This is a genomic window from Natronococcus sp. A-GB1 (assembly GCF_029688845.1).
Taxonomy (GTDB): domain Archaea; phylum Halobacteriota; class Halobacteria; order Halobacteriales; family Natrialbaceae; genus Natronococcus.
Window position 1 is genome coordinate 160,168 of sequence record NZ_JARUKW010000009.1, and the last position, 17,186, is coordinate 177,353.

The window sequence follows — 17,186 nt, forward strand, 5'->3', positions numbered from 1 at the left end:
GCATGGACTCGCGCACGCAAGAGCGCGTCGAGCGCTGGGATTCTCGCCCGTTCGACGGGGATCTCCACGCGCTCGCTGGCGCCGACTTCTCCGGTGCCGTCGTCGTCGGCGACACCTGGGTGTTCTTGCTCGGAGGGCGTGTCGTCGGTGTGATCGACGGCAACCTCGAGGCAGTCGCGGACGGATCCGGAACCGCCTACGAGGCTCCCCACCGGGCGCTCCCGTTGCTCTGCTCGATGGAGGCCCAGCGCGGCGCGCCGCGGGGCCAGTACTACACGAACGAGACGCCTCTCGAGGAGGTCGACGACACCCTTCAGGAGGGGGCGTTCACCGGCTACGTCGAACTGAGCGAGAACGTTCTCAGCGGAGACTACTACCTGGTTTATTACGGCGGCCGACGGATGGCGGTCGCGTACATCGGCAACGCCGAACGACTGCTCGTCGGCGAGGAAGCGTTCGAGCGAGCGATCGACGAGGTCGGCATCTACGACGTGATCGACGTCGAGGTCGAGGTTACGGACGTCGCCGACGCGGTCGACGCGCCGTCGGCGACCGACACCCGAGAGGCTGGCACCCCGGAGACCCACACGCAGGCCGGCGAGCCGAATCCGGAGCCCGACCGTCCGCAACGGGCGACCGTTGGACCGGAGCCGGCTGGATCGAACGCGACAGCCTCCGCGAGGTCCCGGAGTGCGACCGACGACGACCCGGCCGAGACGGACGACCTCGAGGAGGACGAGACGCGATGGCAGGAGTCGCGGACCGTTCCCTCGGTCGATGCGGAATCGGACGGTGACGTCGCGAACGCTCCGAGTGACGAGGGTGTCGCCGCCGAGGAGCCGTCGGCGTCGTCGAACGCGCCGGAACCGGACGCCGATGCCCCGCCCGACTCCGAAAAGCCGACCGAAGCCGACGGCGCAGCCGAGACGACGACGCCCACCAAGGGATCTGATCCCGGTGACGAACGCGATACCGAGGACCCCGTTGGACGCCTCGAGGCCGAACGGGAGCGGCTTCGTGCGCGCAACCAGGAACTGTCGTCGACCGTCGCCGAGCTTCGAGCGCGGATCGAATCCCTTGAGGCGGAACTCGAGGAGGCCCGTGGCAACCATCGCCCCTCGTCCGGACCTGATCTCGGGATCGACGAGGCGCTCTCGCAGACGAACCTCTTCGTCCGGTACGACTCGCGGAGCCAGCCCACGCTCGGGACGGCCCACGAGGACCGCGTCGACCGCAGCGAGGTCGATGCGAACCTGCGACTCGAGTACCACACACAGTTCGACGACGTCGGCACCACCGTCGACGGCGTCCCCTTCGCCGAGGCACTGACCGACTCGATGGAGTTTCGCTTCCTCGAGTGGCTCACGACGGAGCTGTTCTTCGAGATCCGAGACACCGGTCGTGCGGACGGGCTCGCCGATCTCTACGAGGGAATCACGCGGATCGACCGGGTCGAGCTTCGAAGCGAGGTTCCGATCGGAACCGGCGTCGAGGACGGCGCCGAGACGGTCGCGTTCGACGTCGTCGCCTACGACAAGATGGGCCACCCGTTGCTCGTGGCAGCACTGAACGACTCCCGGGAACCGGTCTCGCGCGACCGACTCGAGTCGGTCGCAACCGACGCAGCGGCGGTCGCCGATCGCCACCCGGAGCTGGCGGCTGCGCTCGTCGTCACCCGGAGCTACTTCGAACCCGGCGCCCTCGAGGTCGTCGAGGAGGCGACCAAGAGCGGCTTTCTCAGCCGCGGCTCGCGGCTGAGTTACGTCAATAACGCGGGGTATCACCTCTGTCTCTCCGAGTCGCGGTCGGAGGGGTTCCACCTGACCGTCCCCGAACTGTAGCCTCGAGCGAGCGGTCGTCGCTCGCCGGCACCCGTTCGCACCGCTACCGACGCTGCGGGCAAAACGACGACAAAAGAGAGACTATCCTTCGATCTCGGCGACGTCTTCGATCTTCATCCCGTCGAGCTTGTCGACGATGTCGTCGATCTTGCCGTCGAGGTCGTCGACGAACTCGGCGGTGCGCTCGGTCTTGATCGCACCCTGGCTCGAGGGCTCGATGAGGTTCTCCTCCTCGAGGACCCGCAGCGAGTACCGCACCTTGTGGTGGGGGTAGCCCGTCTCGTTCGACATCTTGACGATCCCGATCGGCTCGTTCTCGATAACCATCTTCAGGACCTGCAGATGTCGTTCCAACATATCGACTTCCTTCTCAAGTCGGTCTATCATGGCATTTGTTAACTTGTCTTTGGGGCCTTTAAAAGTTACTCTCTGCGAATGAAACGACCACTCTCAACAGTGTGTCAAATCCTGTCAGTAGTTAACGCTTCCGGTCGCACGTGCCTGAAGTCGATCGCTGTCACGAATCGGTTCGGCTCGCCGAACCGGTTCGGCGGGGAAGCGGCGACGGGCGCGCAGCTGTTACACGGAGATGAGAGGACGATCGGCGCGCAGGCCGCTCGGTCGCGGTATCCATTCGCGTTCGTGGATATTGCCCCGCCGCTCGCCCGCACAGACCGTAATCTGTTTATCGGCCGGGCAAGAATCCGCCGCTGTTATGACCGTCACAATCGTCGGGTCTCAGCTCGGCGACGAAGGCAAGGGTGGGGTCGTCGACCTCTACGGCGACGCCGCCGACGTCGTCGCCCGCTACCAGGGAGGCGACAACGCAGGCCACACCGTCGTTCACGGCGGCGAGAAGTACAAGCTGTCGCTCGTTCCCTCCGGTGCCGTTCGGGGGAAAGTCGGCGTGCTGGGCAACGGCTGCGTCGTCAACCCACGGACGCTGTTCGACGAAATCGAAACGCTCCGGGAGAAAGGCCTCGATCCCGACGTTCGGGTCGCAGAACGCGCCCACGTCATCCTGCCGTTCCACCGCGTCCTCGACGGTATCGAGGAGGACGTCAAAAGCGAGGACGACCAGGAAGTCGGCACGACCGGTCGCGGCATCGGCCCGACCTACGAGGACAAAGCCGGTCGTCGCGGCGTCCGCATCGGCGACCTGCTCGACCCCGACGTGCTCCGGGCCCGACTCGAGTACGTCGTGCCACAGAAGCGCGCGCTCGTCGAGGACGTCTACGGCGCCGACGTCTCGGACCTCGAGAACCCGGATGCGTTCGACGTCGACGCACTCTTCGAGGAGTTCCGCGAGATCGGCCAGCGCCTCGACGAGCAGGACATGACCGTCAACGCGAGCGCGTTCCTCACGGACGCGATGGCCGACGGCGAGACCGTCATGTTCGAGGGCGCACAGGGGACCGTCATCGACATCGACCACGGGAACTACCCCTACGTCACGTCCTCGAATCCGACCGCGGGCGGCGCGGCAGTCGGCACGGGCCTCAGCCCCAACGTCATCGCGGACGGCGAGATCATCGGTATCGTCAAGGCCTACCTCACGCGCGTTGGGAGCGGCCCGCTGCCGACCGAACTCGGCGGCGTCGAGGGTGATACACCTGGGTACGACGAACAGGGCGACGGCGAGAACGAGGAGCTTGCAACGTACATCCGCGAGGAGGGCGGCGAGTACGGGACCGTTACCGGTCGCCCGCGCCGCGTCGGCTGGCTCGATATGCCGATGTTGCGCCACTCCGCGCGCGTCAACGGCTTCACCGGCCTCGCGATCAACCACATCGACGTGCTCGCCGGCCTCGAGGAGGTGAAGGTCGGCCACAGCTACGAACTCGACGGCGAGGAGCTACTCGCGATGCCGCCGACGACCGAGGAGTGGGGTGACTGTGAGGCGAACCTGAAGTCCTTCGAGGGCTGGGACGACGTCGACTGGAGCGCGGTCGCCGACGAGGGGTACGAGGCGATCCCCGAGAACGCCCGCAGCTACCTCGAGTACGTCGCCGACGAGCTCGAGGCCGCTATCTACGCGGTCGGCGTCGGTCCCGGTCGCGAGGAGACCGTCGTCGTCGAGAACCCCTACGAGTAGGGCAGTTTGGCGTCTCGGTTCGACGGGCGTCGCGCTCGAGGGAATCCGGTCGTCATCGCGGCGTTCCCGAAGCCTTTTGCTGTATGCGTTCGCCTGTCGTAGTATGAAGGAGTCGCTGCTGGAGATCCTCTGCTGCCCGCTCGACAAGCACGAACTGGAGCTCGAAGACGCCGAATACGAAGGCGACGAGGTCATCGACGGAACCCTCGTCTGTACCGAGTGTGGCGAGCGATACCCCGTCGAGGACGGGATCCCGAACCTGCTGCCGCCGGACATGCGCGACAAATCCCCCGCCTGAGCGCCTCTCTGAACCGTGTTCACCCCAGCGGTCACCGTCCACGTCAACCGCGACTCGTCCGAGCGACTCGAGGCAGCGACCGCCACGTTCGAGACCGCCGAGTCGTTCACCCTGCTCCTCGAAGGCCACGACTCCCCGACCCACGTCCACTGCCGGCTCGACGACGAGCTGGCCCGCGTCGCCTCGCTCCCCCAGTCGAACTACTACGTCGAGGCCGACGCTCGAACCCCGGTCCCGATCGAGGTGGAAGCAGGCGGGCTCGAGGACCCAGTTCAGGGATACCTCGAGGTCTCGACGGGGTACGGCGCCGAATCGGCCGCCATCGCCGTCACCGTCGAACCCGGACCCGATCGGGTCGAGGTCGACGAATCGCTCTCGAAACCACAGCGGTCCCCAACCGTCCAGTCGTCCGAGCCGGCAGAACCGCTTTTTGGGGACCTCGGCCTGCCCGGCGACGTCGGGCCGGCAGCGCTGGCCGCACTCGCGCTCGGCGCCGTCGTCGTCGCGCTCGCCGTTGGGCTCGCCGTCGCCACGATAGCCGGCGGGACGGCCGCCGTCGCCATTTTCGCCGTCGTTGCGGTGGCCGTCGTCGCCGCCGTCGGGTTGCGATTCCGTCCCTCTGGTAGCCGTTGAACGGGAGTGCACTGACCTTCAACGGCTACTACCGTTTTACTCCCGCTTCGTCGCCTCGAGCCCGCCGTCCCCGTCGAAGCGCTTCGCCCGGAGGTACCGCGCCCGGTAGCGGTTCGCGCCGTCGTTGACGTCGGCTTCGCGGATCTCGTCAGTCCGGCCGTCCGCGACCGCGTCGATCAGCTCGGCGAGCTGGTTGAGTTCGCTCGTCGTGAACTCGAGTTCGTACGTGCGCTCCGCTTCGGACTCGAGGATCGCCCACTTTCGCGCGGCCGCGACGACGAGCGAACAGGGTTCTCGACAGGGGAACGGACCGTCGCCGCCCTCGGGTTCGAGCTCGTCGCCCTCCTCATACTCCCACTCCCGACGGCGGAGACACTGCGAGTCGACGCAGCAGGCTTCCGCCATCCAGTCGACGGCCTCCCGGGGTAGCTCGTCGATCACGTCGTAGATTCCCGTCTGGCGCTCGGCGGTCTCGAGCCAGTGGTCGACGTCGAGCTCGCCGCGTCGCTCGCGGTGCCAGTTGGCGATCGTCGCTGGATAGAAGAACTCGACCGCGTCGACGAGCTCCCGGCCCGAGAGCTCGGGGAAGACCCACCCCGACCGCAGCGTCGGCGCGGTCTTCAGCGGTCGGTAGCGTCCGTCCCCGTCGTACGTCGAGAGCTCGCGGGCGTCGCGGGGGTTCTCTTGGCGCTCGAGCTCCTCGCGGGCGCGGTCGGCGTCGTCGACGTGACGGAGTTCGTACCGTCGTTCGCCCTCGCCCCCGTCGACCAGCTCGCCAGTGATCCGAAGCTGTCCCCACTCTCGAACGATTCCGTCCTCGAGGGCGTCGTATCGCTCGGGGACCTCGAGGGGCTCGTCCTCGAGCGTTCGGTCCTCGGTCGGGGGCGCCCGCTCGCACCACCGGAGGAAGGCTCGTCGGGCCGTCCCCTCGCCGCCGATCGCGTCCCAGTAGCGCCAGTTCGAGACGAGCGACGGGATCGACTCGAGGGCGCGCTCTATTTCCTCGCCCTCGAGGCCGGCTTCGCGACTCTCGGGCGTCTCGAGGACGTACGTCCCGTCGTCAGTTCGCTCGACGAGGAGGCCGTCGAGGGCGACTCCCTCGTCGGCGGCGGCGAGCAGGGACTCGAGGTCGGTTGTTGGGTCTGCCACGCTCAGTTCCCCGCCTTCGGCTCCGGCTCGTCGGTCGCCGCGTCGTCGCTCCCGGCCGTCATCGCGCGAACGCGCTCGACGGCATTGCCCAGCTCTGCGCCGGCGTCGGCTGCCCGCTCGAGGAGGACGTCGGCCATCAGTCCCTCGGTGCCGACGGCACCGGCATACCAGATCCGGTGGCCGTCGACCTCCGTCGGGACGTCCCAGCCGAGTCGGTAGTCCTCGGTCAGGCCCATGTCCTCGGGGATGTCCTCCTGGGTGTGGTAGCCGTCGGCGACGAACAGCGGAACCACCACGACGTCGCTGCTTTCGAAAAAGTCCGTGACGTCGTCGACCTCCGGCTCCTCGTCCATGAACAGGGCATTCACCTCGTCGAAGCGGTCCCGCTCCCGGATTCGATCGGCGTGGTACTCGATGGCCTTCGCCGAGTTCTCGTTTCGCTCGGTGCCGTGGCCGACGACTGCCAGGCCGACCCCCTCGCCGACATCGGAGTCGTTGGTGACGCTCTCGGCGCGCTGGACGATCACGTCGGTCATCGCGTCGTGGGTACCGACGGGACCGCAGTAGTGGACCGTCTTGTCGGCGTCTCCAGCCTCGAGCGTGACCTGCGAGGCGTCGGTGCCCTCGGAGTCCCACTTCTCGGGGTCCCAGTCCTCGAGTCGGAGTTCGCGGGGGATGACCTGCTCGGTGAAGTACCCCTCGCTGATAAAGAGAGGAACGACGAACACCTCGTCGGACTCGAGAGTGCGGATCACCTCCCGGAAGTGCGGTTCCTCCTTCCAGAACGCCTCGCGGACCTCGTCGAACGCCCCCGTCTCCCGGACGGTGTCGGCGTGGGCGTAGGTCGGATCCGAGGCGTCCGGATTCAGGTGCGACCCGTGTGCCGCGACGACCAGCGCTTGCATACGCGGCCGTTAGGAGGGGTGGCGTTTAGGGACTTCGCTGGGAGCAGGGGTCGCCGCCGTTCCTGACGACTCGAGCGACACTCCATCGACCGCGAGCCGCCAGCGGTCGGCTACGGAACCGAGAACTCGGTGCGACCCTCGCACGTTGCCTCCTGGGCGCGAAGCTCCGCGACGGCGGTATACTCGCCGGACCGGGCCCTCTCCCACTCGGCCTCGTAGGTCGCGGTCTCGCCGGGAGCGATCCGCTCGGAGCTGATCATCTGGGCGAACATGCGGCCGTCGGTGTAGCGCCACACCTCCCGACCCTCGTCCTCGACGACGAATTCGGCCTTGCAGGCGTCCGAGAACCGAAGCTCGACGGGGTCGGTACCCGCGTTCGTTACGGTGAACTCGAACCGAACCGCATCGGCTTCCCCGTTCGACGCTACCTCCGCCTCGAGCCGTCCCTCGAGTGCCATACGCGGACCTGTGCCGGCCCGCCGTATAGTTCTTCAGCCGGTACGGACTGACACGTTAGCGCGCGAACGGAACGCATACGAACTGTTGGAGAGGAACTTCCGTATGGATCCGTTTCGAAACACGGGCCAGCCCGACTGGGACTGGTGGGGCAAGCTCTGGCCGACACCGGGGGCGACGCTTCGCCGACTCGGAATCGACCGCGGGACGACCCTCGCCGAGGTCGGTTCGGGCGACGGCTACTTCGCGCTGCCGGCCGCCCGGATCGTCGAGCCCGCGCCGGTGTACGCCGTCGACCTCGAGCCCGACCTGCTCGCGGCCCTCGACGAGGTCGCTTCCGCGCAGGGCATCGAGAACGTACACACGATCCGCGGCGACGCCCGCGACTTGGACGAGATTCTCCCCGAACCGGTCGAAGCGGTGATCTTGGCGAACGCTTTCCACGGTGTCGACGACTACGACCGGCTACTCGAGGCCGTCGCGAACTCGCTTCGGCCGGGCGGCTCGTTCGTCGTCGTCAACTGGGCCGATCGTCCGCGCGAGGAGACGACCGTCGTGGGCGAGGCCCGCGGACCGCCAACCGAGCTTCGAGTCGGTCCCGACGAGACTCGCAAGGTAGTCCTCGAACACGGCGGATTCGCCGTCGACCGCGCGCTCGAGCTGCCGCCGTACCACTACGGGCTGGTCTTCGAACGCGAACGGTAGCCCCAGGTCGGAGCAGCACGCCTATCCGCGCTCGCCACCAACGCCACCGCGTGCAACTCGTGGGCTACGAACCGAGCGGGCGCGGGTCGGCGCTGCTGGTGAGCGACGGCGGAAGCGTCGAGTCCGTTCCGCTCGAGCCCGGCGCGGAGCTCTCGTACGCCCTCGGATCGCGGCGCTGTGCCGGGACGATCGCCAACGGCGAACACGTTCCCTGCGACCGCTCGAGGGCGCCCTACTGCGAGTACCACACAAGCACGTGGGTCTGTGCCCGCTGTACGGGGAGCTGTCTCAAGCCGGAGATGGACTGCTACCAGGAACACGCCGTCTACGTCGCCGCGTTCGCCGCGGACACGTTCAAGATCGGCGTCACCAAGTCTCGGCGCCTCGAGACCCGCCTCCGCGAGCAGGGCGCCGATCGGGCGGCCCACATCCACACGGTCTCGAACGGCCGGATCGCCCGCGAGCTCGAGGCCGAGATCGCCGACTGGCTGGTCGATCGCGTCCGAACGCGCTCGAAAGTTGCCTCGCTGGCCAATGCCGTCGACGAAGCGGCCTGGGAGGTCGTCCTCGCGGAGTTCGACGTACTCGACCGGTTCGACCTCGAGTACGGGCTCGCACTCGAGAGCCGTCCTGTCCGGGAGACGATCGCTTCGGGGACGGTCCGCGGAGTGAAGGGGCGACTGCTGGTCCTCGAGACGGGCGGGACGACCTACGCCGTCGACATGCGCGACCTCGTGGGCTACGAGATCACGGAGGGAGCGACCAGCCGTAACCTTCAGTCGTCGCTGGGATCGTTCGGTTGATCGGGTTCCGAAAACGCGGCTCGCCGACGAATCGATTCGCCCTCGAGAGCGGTCAGTACTCCAGTTTCGAGTCGCCCGTCTCGCCCCAGCGCTCGAGGCGGGCGTCCTCGACCCCGTAGTCGATGTCGTAGGGCGTTCGCTCGGTCCATCCCTCGCCGGTCAGGTGGGCGACGACGTCCGCGGCCGCCTCGCCGTAGTGGTCTCCTCGGTGAAAGTGCGAGGCGGTGAGATCGAGCACGTCGAGGTGGGCGTGGATTGCAGCCCGGTCGTCGTCGACGTGCCAGACGTGAACGTGGTCCCACTCGTCGCCCAGCCGCGGCCGCCGGTAGGAGGCGTCCGGCGGAACGAGTTCCGCCGCCTCGGGGTCCCACGCCTTCGCGGTCGCGTCGGGGAGGGCGGGGGTCCACTCGAGGTTGCCCAGTCCAGTGAAGCCGTCCTCGACGGCCTCGAACGCGGACTTTGGCCCGTCGGCGCGGGCGCGGACGTTGATCGGCAGGGCGGGGTGCCACTCGCCGTCGTCGTTCGCTTTGTACAGACACAGCGGGTAGTCGTCCTCAGCGTCGCGGTCGGCGTCGACGACCGCGTCGGTCGGCCCCGCGCTCGCGCTTGCGCTCGTACTCGCTGCACCGACGGCGACCGCGCTCCCGATCCCCGCGATCGTCTGCCGTCTAGTGGGGGTTCGGTCCACGGGCGGTCACCGACCCCTCGAGGGAATCGTCCCGACGTTCGGTTGCACGCTCGCCCGTTCGGCGAGGTTCCAAAGAAGCGTTCGGCTTGAGTGTTCGTGGACGGATCGACGAGGCGTCGTCTCGCGTCGTCGTGCCGGCTGCCCGGGCTCGAGGAGCCCGATAAACGCGTCGGCGGTCGGGAACATGGCAATCCTTTTCCGCTGCGCTACGGAATCCGAAGGTATGGCTGACGAAAACGAACCCGACGACGCCGGCGACGAGGGCGAGGAGAAGTCGTTCCGAGAGCGAGTCGAGGAGATCCGCGAGAAGCGCGCCGAGGAGGGCGAAGGCGAGGGCGAACCGCCCGAGAGCCCGTTCGGTGGCGGCGGTGGCGGCCCCGGCGGCATGGGCGGCGGTGGCGGCAACCCGTTTGCCCAGATGATGGGCGGGATGATGGGCGGCGGCCCCGGCGGCGGTCCGGGCGGTCCCGGCGGCCAGGACGAGGGTAACGAGGAACTCGTCCGTGAGGTCCGACAGCTCCGCGACGAGATGCGCGACCAGACCCGTGCACTCAAGCGCATCGCCGACGCCCTCGAAGACCAGTAACGACCCGTCTTTTCGGTTTTTCCGTTCCCGTAGCGCCGCGGCCGGCTCCCGTCTCGAGCGAACCCGAATTCGCTCGAGCCCTCACCGCAGCCGGGAGAGCGGGTTTCCGATGTCGAACCGCTCCGTGACCGACCACCGACCGACGAGGATGCCCGCGAGTTCGACGCAGACGTACGCGAGGACGATTCCCGCGACGACGTCGATCGCCCAGTGGATCCCCAGGTACATCGTCGAGATCGCGACGCTGATCGCGAGCGGGACCGCGACGATGGCCCAGCGCGGGTAGACCGCCCGGGTCTGGTAAGCCAGGATACCGACGGTGGCGGCGAGTGAGGTGTGCAGCGAGGGGAAGACGTTGGTGTTACGGTTGACCTGCCGAGTGAGGTGCTGGTAGCGCGGATAGGTGTCGTACATCAGCGCCTCGACGAGCTCGGGCATCATGTTGCGCGGTCCGTAGGCGATAACAAGTGTGTAGAGTGCCAGCCCGAGCACGTAGTTGAGCGTGTAGGCAGTCAGCAGCTCCCCCAGCGGTCGCGTGTTCGACAGCGCGAAGTAGGCGATCACGGGGAAAATCAGCAGGAAGACGTAGCCGTAGATGTAGACGAACGAGAAGAACGCCGTCAGCGCCGGCGTCTCGAAGGACTGCAGCCAGAGGATGAACTGGCCCTCGATGTCGTAGATCGCCCACGTGAGGTTCCAGCCGAACATCCAGGAGAGATCGGGAACGACCTGCCTGGCGACGCCGTTGCCGAGCAACACGACGACGAGGACGACCGTGATCGGCGTGGCCGCGCGAAGTCGGGACGCCCACTCGCGGCGCGTATCCCGGAGTCGGTAGCGACCGACGATAACCGCGATCCCCGCGAGCGTCAGCAGGGTGACGACGACGGCCAGCTGGAGCAACACCTGGACCAACATTAGCGTCTCACCCGGAGCGCGCCGTCGTCGTAGCTGAAGCCGGCGTCCTCGAAGGCCTCCCTGGCGGCGTTGACGTCGAGCTCGCCGTCGGAACCGAAAAACGGCGTCGCCGGATCCTCGCCGTTCCAGGCGAGCTCCTCGGGCGTCCACTCCTCGGTGACCGGCGTCGCGGTCGGCGCGGCATAACCGTGGAAGACGTCCTCGACGAGCCAGTCCTTGTCGAGCAGCCCCGCGACGGCGCGTCGAAATCGGGCGTTTGCGAACGGTGCCCGACGGGTGTTGAACCCGAGGTGGTAGAACGTCCACGACGGCGACTCGAGCGGTGCCGTCTCCGGGGCCGGCTCGAGGTCGTCGAGAACGTACGTCTCGAGGATCGCGCTCGTGATGTCGGCGCCGTCCGTGTTGACGAGCTCGATCGCCGACGTGCTCCGCGGATCGATCTGTATCCGAAGCTCCTCGACGCTTGCCTCGGGGAGGTCGACGCCCTCGCGGCGGGTGAAGTGGTCGTCGAACCGCTCGAGGGTTACGTGTTCTCGCTCGGTCCGGCTCCCGAAGCGGAACGGACCGCTCCCGACCGGGGGGACGTTGTCGACCGTGACCGCCTCGGTGGCTCCCTGGGCGACGCTGACGCCGCGAACGGTGGCGGGCGCGGCCCGATCCGCCCAGACGTGTTCGGGGAGGATCGGAACGGTGAGGACCCGCTCGGCGACCGCCTCGCCCGCGTCGAGTTCGAACTCGAGGTCGAGCTCGCCGTCGACGTCGATCCCTTCGACGGCTGCCGCCAGCCCTCTGTACCGCGGCGGGGGCGACGGTGACTCGCCGCCCTCGAGTTCGGTATCCTGCAGCAACCGGTAGCTGAACTCGACGTCGTCGGCGTCGAGCGGTTCGTCGTCGTGGAACCGGCAGTCCTCGCGGAGCCGGACCCAAAGGGTGCCGTCGTCGTACGTCCAGTCCTCGGCCAGCCAGGGCTCGATCTCGCCGTCGCGCTCGGTCGCCAGCGAGTCGTACACCAGCTCGAGAAACGGCTCGTGATCCCGGTACTCGGCCGTCAACGGATTAAGGTTCTCGGAGATGCGTGCGTCGGTGTGAGCCGTCCGCAGCCGGTCGACGTCGTCGCCGGCCTCGAGTTCGAGGTAGCCAAGCCGGGTCGCCGGGTGGGCCTCGCCCCAGCCGTCGAAGCGGTCGGTCCGGACGAAGCGGTGTTCTTCGGGCACGCAGATCGGGACGAACGGCTGTTCGCGAGCCAGCTCTTCGAGCAGCTCCGCGACGACGGCCTCCCGCTCCTCGCCGTCGGCTCGACGCTGGGCCTCGAGGAGATCGTCCAGTTGCAGGTTCGCGTAGCCGAAGGGGTTCTGCCAGCCGGACTCCTCGGCGTAGACCGAGTGCAACGCCTCGTAGAGGAGGTCCGGATCGGTGCCGCCGGGGTGGCGACCGACGTAGAGGTCGAACTCGTGGTTTATGAGGATCGCCCGCAGGAACTCCTCGTTCGAACGCATATCGACGGAGACGTCGACGCCGACGGCCTCGAGGACGGCGGCGACCTCCCTGGCGAGGCGGATCCCCTCGCGGTCGCCGTCGGCCGGCAGGGTGACGATGGTCACGGAGAGCTGATCGACCGCGTCGCGGTTGACGACGGTTCGAACCTGGCGAACGCAGCCGCTGGTCGCGACGGTGAGCCCCGCAGTGCCGGCGAGAACCGCGCGTCGACTACGGGGACGCCCGGGGGATGCCGTCTTCTCGTCGGTCATTCGGTGGATACCTTCAGTTCAGCCAGTGTCGGTATAACAGTATTGCGTTCGGGCTTACTCGCGATCGTCCCGCGGGGTCGGTCGCCGATCGAGGTACCGACGGAACCGGGCGACTGGCTGTCGGCCGACGAGGACTCCCGAGAGCCGGACGCAGACGCCGGCCAGGACCAGCCCGGCGACGACGTCGATCGCCCAGTGGATCCCCAAGTACATCGTCGAGACCGCGACGCTGGCCGCGAGGACGGCCGCGACGGGGAACCAGTAGGGGTAGCTCGAGCGCGTGATGTAGGCAAAGACGCCGACGGTGGCGGCAAGCGAGGTGTGTAGCGAGGGGAAGACGTTGGTGTTTCGGTTGACCTCCCGGGTGAGGTGTTGGTATTCGGGGCTGTTGTCGTACAGCATCGTTACCGTCAGCTCCTCGGGCATCACGTTCCGCGGGCCGTAGGCGATGACCAGCAGGTAAAACGCCAGTCCGAGCACGTAGTTCAGCGAGTACGCCGTCAGCAGCCGGCGGAAGGTCCGCGTATCCGACAGCGCGAAGTACGCGATTCCCGGGAAGATCAGGAGGAACGCGTAGCCGTAGACGTAGATGAACGAGAAGTAGGCGGTCAGCTCCTCGGTCGCGATCGACTGAAAGAGCAGGACGAACTCCCCCTCGAGGTCGTAGAACGTCTCGGTCATGTGGAAGCCGATCGCGCCCTCGATCTCGTCGCCCCGCCAGCGAACGACGCGGTTGAGTCCCAACACGGCGGCCAGAACCGCGACCGCAGGCGCCGTGGCTTGGAGCCTGGATCGCCACTCCCTCGCGGTCGTGACGAGGCGGCCGCGGCCGACGAACAGCGCGATCGAGGTCAGAAGCAAGATCCCGACGACGACGGCGACCTGCGTCAGAACCCGGGTGAGAACCTCGGCGTACATTGTGTTAGAGGCGGAGCCGCCCGTGATCGTCGTAGCGGTAGCCGGTGTCCTCGAAGGCGTCCCTGGCCGCCTCGACGTCGAGGTCGCCGTCGGAACCGAAAAACGGTGTGATCGGATCGTCGCCGTCCCACGTCAATCGCTCGGGAACCCACTCCTCGGGAAGCGGCGTCGCAGTCGGTGTGGCGTGCCCGTCGAACACCTCCTCGACGAGCCACGCCTTGTCGAGCAGTCCGGCGACCAGCCGTCGAGCGTGAGGATTGCTGAACGGCTCGATTCGCGCGTTGAATCCGACGTGGTAGAACGTTTGCGACGGTGACTCGAGGTAGTCGATCTCCGGCTCGTCCGGGATCGTATCGAGCGCGTGGGCCTCGAGCATCGATGCCGTGAGATCCGCGCCGTCGTTCGCGACGCGTTCGATCGAGGAGGCGCTCCCGGGGTCGATCCCGAACTGCAACCGCTCGATTTCGACCGACGGGAGGTCGACGTCCTCGCGGCGGGTAAAGTGATCGTCGTAGCGCTCGAGGGTGAGGTGTTCGCGCTCGCTCCGGCTCTCGAAGCGAAACGGGCCGCTGCCGACCGCCGGAACGTTGTCCATCGTCACGAGACCCCACTGCCCCTGCATCGCGGTGAACGTCTCGGTGTTCTCGGCGCGGGCGTCTACCTGTTCGCGCCAGCGATGTTCGGGGAGGACCGGGACGGTGAGGGCGCGTTCGGCGGCCTCGTAGCCGGCCGAGAACTCGAGGCGAAGCTCGCGGTCGCTCTCGACGGTAACGTCCTCGAGCGTCGAGACGTGGCTCCGGTAGCGGGGAGCCGGCGAGGTGAACTCGGCCCGGCCGAGCGCCGTGTCCTCGAGGAACCGATACGTAAAGGCGACGTCGTCGGCGGTAACTGGTTCGTCGTCGTGGAACCGACAGTCCTCGCGGAGCGTTACCGTCGCGCGGGTGATCGCGTCGTCGTCTTCCGTCTCTTCGATCTCCGTCTCTTCGATCGTCGTCGTCTCCCAGTCCTCGGCGAGCCAGGGGACGAGTTCGCCGTCGTGCTCGGTCGCCAGCGAGTCGTACAACAGATCGATCGTCGAGCCCTGCTCGCGAAGCGTCGCCGACAGCGGGTTCAGGTTCCGCGAGATTCGGGCGTCGGTGACCAGCACGCGAAGCCGATCGACGTCCTCGCTCGGCTCGAGGCCGAGGTAGCCGTGGCGGCTCTCCGGATGGTCGGCGTTCCAGCCGTCGACGCGATCGGTTCGAACCACGCGGTGTTCCTCGGGAAAGCAGATCGGATCGAACGGCTTCTCCTCGGCCAGCCCCTCGAGCAACGTCGCGATCCGCTCCCGCCGGCGCTCCCCGTCGACCCGTCGCTGGGCCTCGAGGTGACCGTCGACGGGCATGCTCGAGAAGCCGAGGGGGTTTTGCCAGCCCGATTCGTTCGCGTACGCCGAGTGGAGGGTCTCGTAGAGGAAGTCGGGGTCGTAGTCGGCGGGGTGGCGTCCGACGTAGAGATCGAACTCGTGGTCGATCAGGACGGCCTCGAGAAAGTTCGAGCGCGAGCGCATGTCGAGTGAGGCGTCAATCCCGACGGCTTCGAGGTGTTCCTCGAGGTGGCGGGCGATCCGGACGGCCTCTCTGTCGCCGTCCGCGGGAACCGTGGTGATAGAGAGCGAAAGGCGGTCGGTCTCCTGTCCGACGGCGCTCTCGACGCGATCGATACAGCCGCTGGTCGCGGTGGCGAGTCCGGCGACACCCGCTGCTAGCACCGAGCGTCGATCGATGCCGTTCGACCGAGTAGTTGACTGACGATGCATTCCGTCTTGCTATCTCGATTTGGTGTAGCTACATAACAACTTTGTGCTCTATGCGTGTCCTAAACGGGACTGTTGAGGACATATGCGGCTGATAAACGCTGTTTCATCCGTCTCTGACGTTCCGTAACATCAATGTGAAGCTGTGCGAAACGTGCAGCCATGACCGTCGCCGCCGAGCGAATCGACCGCCTTCACGGACTGGCTCGAGCGGCGGCCGCGGACGGCGACCAGGAACGAGCCCGATACTACGTTCGACTCGCACGCCGGGTCGCGGAGCGAAACCGGATCGCGCTCCCCCGCGAGTTCCGTCGATTTACCTGTGACGCCTGTGATGCGTACCTCAGACCGGGGAAAAACGCCCGTGTTCGGACTCGAGACGGCCACGTCGTCATCACCTGTGACTGTGGCACCCAGGCGAGATACCCCTACCGGGAGTAGGGCGTCCGTCCGATATTGCTAAGATTCAAACGGGTTGCGTTGCTATGCGGGGGTATGGATATCGAAGAGCGAAAGCGAAAGGCCCACGACCTGGACGTCACCGTCTGGGTCGGCAAGAGCGGGCTCGAGGCGGTCGTCGACGAACTCGACGATCAGCTTTCCAACGAGGACCTCGTGAAGGTGAAGTTCCTGCGAGCCGCTCGAGCTGGGGACTCCACCGATGAGAAAGCGACTGATCTCGCCGAGCGAGTTAACGCCGAACTCGTCGACGTCCGCGGTCACACGGCGGTTCTGTACCGATGAACGCCGCAGGAACGCTCGTCCAGGTCGAAGATATCAACGCGCTCGAGACGGCGACGCTCGTCGACATCGCGATCACGGGACTCCGGTTCCTCGCCGCGTTCGTCGTTGTGGTGATGATCGGACGGTTCGTCCTCGTGCCGCTGGTCAACCGCGCGTTCGATCGGCGCGAACTGGACGAACACGTCAGGAATCCGCTGTTGATGCTGACACGGTTCGGCATCCTCTTCGTCGCCATCGCGGCCGCGTTCGGCTTCGCCGGCTTCGAGAACTTCCTCGTGTCGCTGGCTGGCATCGCCGCAGCCGGGGCGCTCGCGATCGGGCTGGCGATGCAGAACGTCATCTCGAACTTCGTCGCGGGAATCTTCATCTACGCCGACAAGCCGTTCCGGATCGGCGACTGGATCGAGTGGGACGGCGGCGACTACGCCGGCGTCGTCGAGGATATCAGCCTTCGCGTGACCCGTGTCCGAACGTTCGACAACGAGTTGCTGACCGTTCCCAACTCCGCGCTCACCGGCGGGGTCGTCAAGAACCCCGTCGACGGGGACAAGCTCCGACTGAAGTTCGTTTTCGGCATCGGCTACGACGACGACATCCAGCAGGCGACCGACATCATCGTCGAGGAGGCAAAGCGCCACCCCGATATCATGGACGACCCCGAGCCGGCCGTCCGCCTGACCGAACTCAACGACTCCGACGTCGGCCTCCAGTCGCGGATCTGGATCTCGGATCCCTCGAGAGCCGACTTCGTCCGCATCAAAGGCGAGTTCATCACCGCCGTCAAGGGGCGCTTCGACGAGGAGGGGATCGATATCCCCTACCCGGTTCGGACGCTCGAGGGCGGTCTCGAGCTCGAAGACCGACAGACGGTCGGGCAAGCGGCCGAATAGCCGGCATCTCGGTT

General features: G+C 67.0%; 19 protein-coding genes. 10 read left to right on the forward strand and 9 right to left on the reverse strand.

What is annotated here, in order from left to right; all coding sequences use genetic code 11:
• The first annotated feature begins 2 nt into the window (after positions 1-2).
• Positions 3-1,841 (forward strand): hypothetical protein, encoded by a 1,839-nt coding sequence (locus QA600_RS12310; RefSeq protein WP_278292241.1) that lies wholly within the window; start codon positions 3-5, stop codon positions 1,839-1,841.
• Between the two features lie 81 nt (positions 1,842-1,922).
• On the opposite strand, the gene QA600_RS12315 is transcribed toward QA600_RS12310, so the two are convergent.
• The gene (locus tag QA600_RS12315) at positions 1,923-2,228 is read right to left on the reverse strand and encodes a hypothetical protein (RefSeq protein ID WP_005556221.1); all 306 of its coding nucleotides are present in this window, start codon (positions 2,226-2,228) and stop codon (positions 1,923-1,925) included.
• A gap of 328 nt (positions 2,229-2,556) precedes the next feature.
• Between QA600_RS12315 and QA600_RS12320 the strand changes: the two genes are divergently transcribed.
• From QA600_RS12320 to QA600_RS12330, 3 genes are all read left to right on the forward strand, one after another.
• Positions 2,557-3,936: an adenylosuccinate synthase gene (locus tag QA600_RS12320; protein ID WP_278292242.1), complete on the forward strand. Its 1,380-nt coding sequence runs from the start codon at positions 2,557-2,559 to the stop codon at positions 3,934-3,936.
• A gap of 103 nt (positions 3,937-4,039) precedes the next feature.
• Positions 4,040-4,234 carry a methytransferase partner Trm112 gene (locus tag QA600_RS12325; protein WP_005556217.1) on the forward strand — a complete coding sequence of 65 codons (195 nt, stop codon included), beginning with the start codon at positions 4,040-4,042 and terminating at the stop codon, positions 4,232-4,234.
• Positions 4,235-4,249: 15 nt separating this feature from the next.
• Positions 4,250-4,867, forward strand: a complete 618-nt coding sequence (locus tag QA600_RS12330) for a hypothetical protein (RefSeq protein WP_278292243.1) — start codon at positions 4,250-4,252, stop codon at positions 4,865-4,867.
• A 36-nt stretch (positions 4,868-4,903) separates the two neighbouring features.
• Here the strand turns inward: QA600_RS12330 and QA600_RS12335 are convergent, their stop codons facing one another.
• From QA600_RS12335 to QA600_RS12345, 3 genes are all read right to left on the reverse strand, one after another.
• Positions 4,904-6,016, reverse strand: a complete 1,113-nt coding sequence (locus tag QA600_RS12335; RefSeq protein WP_278292244.1) for a DR2241 family protein — start codon at positions 6,014-6,016, stop codon at positions 4,904-4,906.
• A 2-nt stretch (positions 6,017-6,018) separates the two neighbouring features.
• Complete coding sequence (locus tag QA600_RS12340; protein WP_278292245.1) at positions 6,019-6,921, reverse strand: CbiX/SirB N-terminal domain-containing protein; 903 nt, start codon at positions 6,919-6,921, stop codon at positions 6,019-6,021.
• A gap of 110 nt (positions 6,922-7,031) precedes the next feature.
• Entirely contained in the window at positions 7,032-7,379 is a 348-nt protein-coding gene (locus tag QA600_RS12345; RefSeq protein ID WP_278292246.1) for a BsuPI-related putative proteinase inhibitor, read from the reverse strand.
• Positions 7,380-7,482: 103 nt separating this feature from the next.
• Between QA600_RS12345 and QA600_RS12350 the strand changes: the two genes are divergently transcribed.
• Positions 7,483-8,082, forward strand: coding sequence for a class I SAM-dependent methyltransferase (locus tag QA600_RS12350; RefSeq protein WP_278292248.1), 600 nt, complete (start codon positions 7,483-7,485; stop codon positions 8,080-8,082).
• 50 nt (positions 8,083-8,132) lie between these two features.
• Positions 8,133-8,885 carry a DUF2797 domain-containing protein gene (locus QA600_RS12355; RefSeq protein WP_278292249.1) on the forward strand — a complete coding sequence of 251 codons (753 nt, stop codon included), beginning with the start codon at positions 8,133-8,135 and terminating at the stop codon, positions 8,883-8,885.
• Positions 8,886-8,937: 52 nt separating this feature from the next.
• On the opposite strand, the gene QA600_RS12360 is transcribed toward QA600_RS12355, so the two are convergent.
• Positions 8,938-9,573, reverse strand: coding sequence for a hypothetical protein (locus QA600_RS12360; RefSeq protein WP_278292250.1), 636 nt, complete (start codon positions 9,571-9,573; stop codon positions 8,938-8,940).
• A gap of 223 nt (positions 9,574-9,796) precedes the next feature.
• Between QA600_RS12360 and QA600_RS12365 the strand changes: the two genes are divergently transcribed.
• Positions 9,797-10,159: a hypothetical protein gene (locus QA600_RS12365; protein ID WP_278292251.1), complete on the forward strand. Its 363-nt coding sequence runs from the start codon at positions 9,797-9,799 to the stop codon at positions 10,157-10,159.
• 81 nt (positions 10,160-10,240) lie between these two features.
• On the opposite strand, the gene QA600_RS12370 is transcribed toward QA600_RS12365, so the two are convergent.
• The 4 genes from QA600_RS12370 to QA600_RS12385 are packed head-to-tail and all read right to left on the reverse strand — an operon-like array spanning position 10,241 to position 15,541.
• On the reverse strand, positions 10,241-11,077 hold the full coding sequence (locus tag QA600_RS12370; RefSeq protein WP_278292252.1) for a phosphatase PAP2 family protein: 837 nt from the start codon (positions 11,075-11,077) through the stop codon (positions 10,241-10,243).
• Positions 11,077-12,825 (reverse strand): ABC transporter substrate-binding protein, encoded by a 1,749-nt coding sequence (locus QA600_RS12375; RefSeq protein WP_278292253.1) that lies wholly within the window; start codon positions 12,823-12,825, stop codon positions 11,077-11,079. Before QA600_RS12375 ends, QA600_RS12370 begins: the two co-directional genes overlap by 1 nt.
• Positions 12,826-12,879: 54 nt before the next feature.
• Entirely contained in the window at positions 12,880-13,743 is an 864-nt protein-coding gene (locus tag QA600_RS12380) for a phosphatase PAP2 family protein (RefSeq protein WP_278292254.1), read from the reverse strand.
• 4 nt (positions 13,744-13,747) lie between these two features.
• Positions 13,748-15,541 (reverse strand): ABC transporter substrate-binding protein, encoded by a 1,794-nt coding sequence (locus QA600_RS12385; RefSeq protein WP_278292255.1) that lies wholly within the window; start codon positions 15,539-15,541, stop codon positions 13,748-13,750.
• 159 nt (positions 15,542-15,700) lie between these two features.
• On the opposite strand from QA600_RS12385, the gene QA600_RS12390 reads away from it, so the two are divergent.
• Genes QA600_RS12390 through QA600_RS12400 form a run of 3 tightly spaced genes read left to right on the forward strand, consistent with a single transcriptional unit; the run spans position 15,701 to position 17,172 of the window.
• The gene (locus QA600_RS12390; RefSeq protein WP_005556190.1) at positions 15,701-15,979 is read left to right on the forward strand and encodes a ribonuclease P protein component 4; all 279 of its coding nucleotides are present in this window, start codon (positions 15,701-15,703) and stop codon (positions 15,977-15,979) included.
• A gap of 54 nt (positions 15,980-16,033) precedes the next feature.
• Complete coding sequence (locus tag QA600_RS12395) at positions 16,034-16,282, forward strand: YhbY family RNA-binding protein (protein ID WP_005556189.1); 249 nt, start codon at positions 16,034-16,036, stop codon at positions 16,280-16,282.
• Positions 16,279-17,172, forward strand: a complete 894-nt coding sequence (locus tag QA600_RS12400) for a mechanosensitive ion channel family protein (protein WP_278292256.1) — start codon at positions 16,279-16,281, stop codon at positions 17,170-17,172. The genes QA600_RS12395 and QA600_RS12400 overlap by 4 nt, the downstream gene beginning before the upstream one ends.
• Positions 17,173-17,186 lie beyond the last annotated feature (14 nt).

Excerpts from the sequence above, each read along its gene's own strand:
- QA600_RS12390 (WP_005556190.1), top strand. The coding sequence starts at position 15,701 with ATGACCGTCGCCGCCGAGCGAATCGACCGCCTTCACGGACTGGCTCGA.
- QA600_RS12320 (WP_278292242.1), top strand. The coding sequence starts at position 2,557 with ATGACCGTCACAATCGTCGGGTCTCAGCTCGGCGACGAAGGCAAGGGT.
- QA600_RS12325 (WP_005556217.1), top strand. The coding sequence starts at position 4,040 with ATGAAGGAGTCGCTGCTGGAGATCCTCTGCTGCCCGCTCGACAAGCAC.
- QA600_RS12350 (WP_278292248.1), top strand. The coding sequence starts at position 7,483 with ATGGATCCGTTTCGAAACACGGGCCAGCCCGACTGGGACTGGTGGGGC.
- QA600_RS12385 (WP_278292255.1), bottom strand. The coding sequence starts at position 15,541 with ATGCATCGTCAGTCAACTACTCGGTCGAACGGCATCGATCGACGCTCG.
- QA600_RS12375 (WP_278292253.1), bottom strand. The coding sequence starts at position 12,825 with ATGACCGACGAGAAGACGGCATCCCCCGGGCGTCCCCGTAGTCGACGC.
- QA600_RS12395 (WP_005556189.1), top strand. The coding sequence starts at position 16,034 with ATGGATATCGAAGAGCGAAAGCGAAAGGCCCACGACCTGGACGTCACC.
- QA600_RS12380 (WP_278292254.1), bottom strand. The coding sequence starts at position 13,743 with ATGTACGCCGAGGTTCTCACCCGGGTTCTGACGCAGGTCGCCGTCGTC.
- QA600_RS12370 (WP_278292252.1), bottom strand. The coding sequence starts at position 11,077 with ATGTTGGTCCAGGTGTTGCTCCAGCTGGCCGTCGTCGTCACCCTGCTG.
- QA600_RS12315 (WP_005556221.1), bottom strand. The coding sequence starts at position 2,228 with ATGATAGACCGACTTGAGAAGGAAGTCGATATGTTGGAACGACATCTG.
- QA600_RS12365 (WP_278292251.1), top strand. The coding sequence starts at position 9,797 with ATGGCTGACGAAAACGAACCCGACGACGCCGGCGACGAGGGCGAGGAG.
- QA600_RS12310 (WP_278292241.1), top strand. The coding sequence starts at position 3 with ATGGACTCGCGCACGCAAGAGCGCGTCGAGCGCTGGGATTCTCGCCCG.
- QA600_RS12400 (WP_278292256.1), top strand. The coding sequence starts at position 16,279 with ATGAACGCCGCAGGAACGCTCGTCCAGGTCGAAGATATCAACGCGCTC.
- QA600_RS12340 (WP_278292245.1), bottom strand. The coding sequence starts at position 6,921 with ATGCAAGCGCTGGTCGTCGCGGCACACGGGTCGCACCTGAATCCGGAC.
- QA600_RS12345 (WP_278292246.1), bottom strand. The coding sequence starts at position 7,379 with ATGGCACTCGAGGGACGGCTCGAGGCGGAGGTAGCGTCGAACGGGGAA.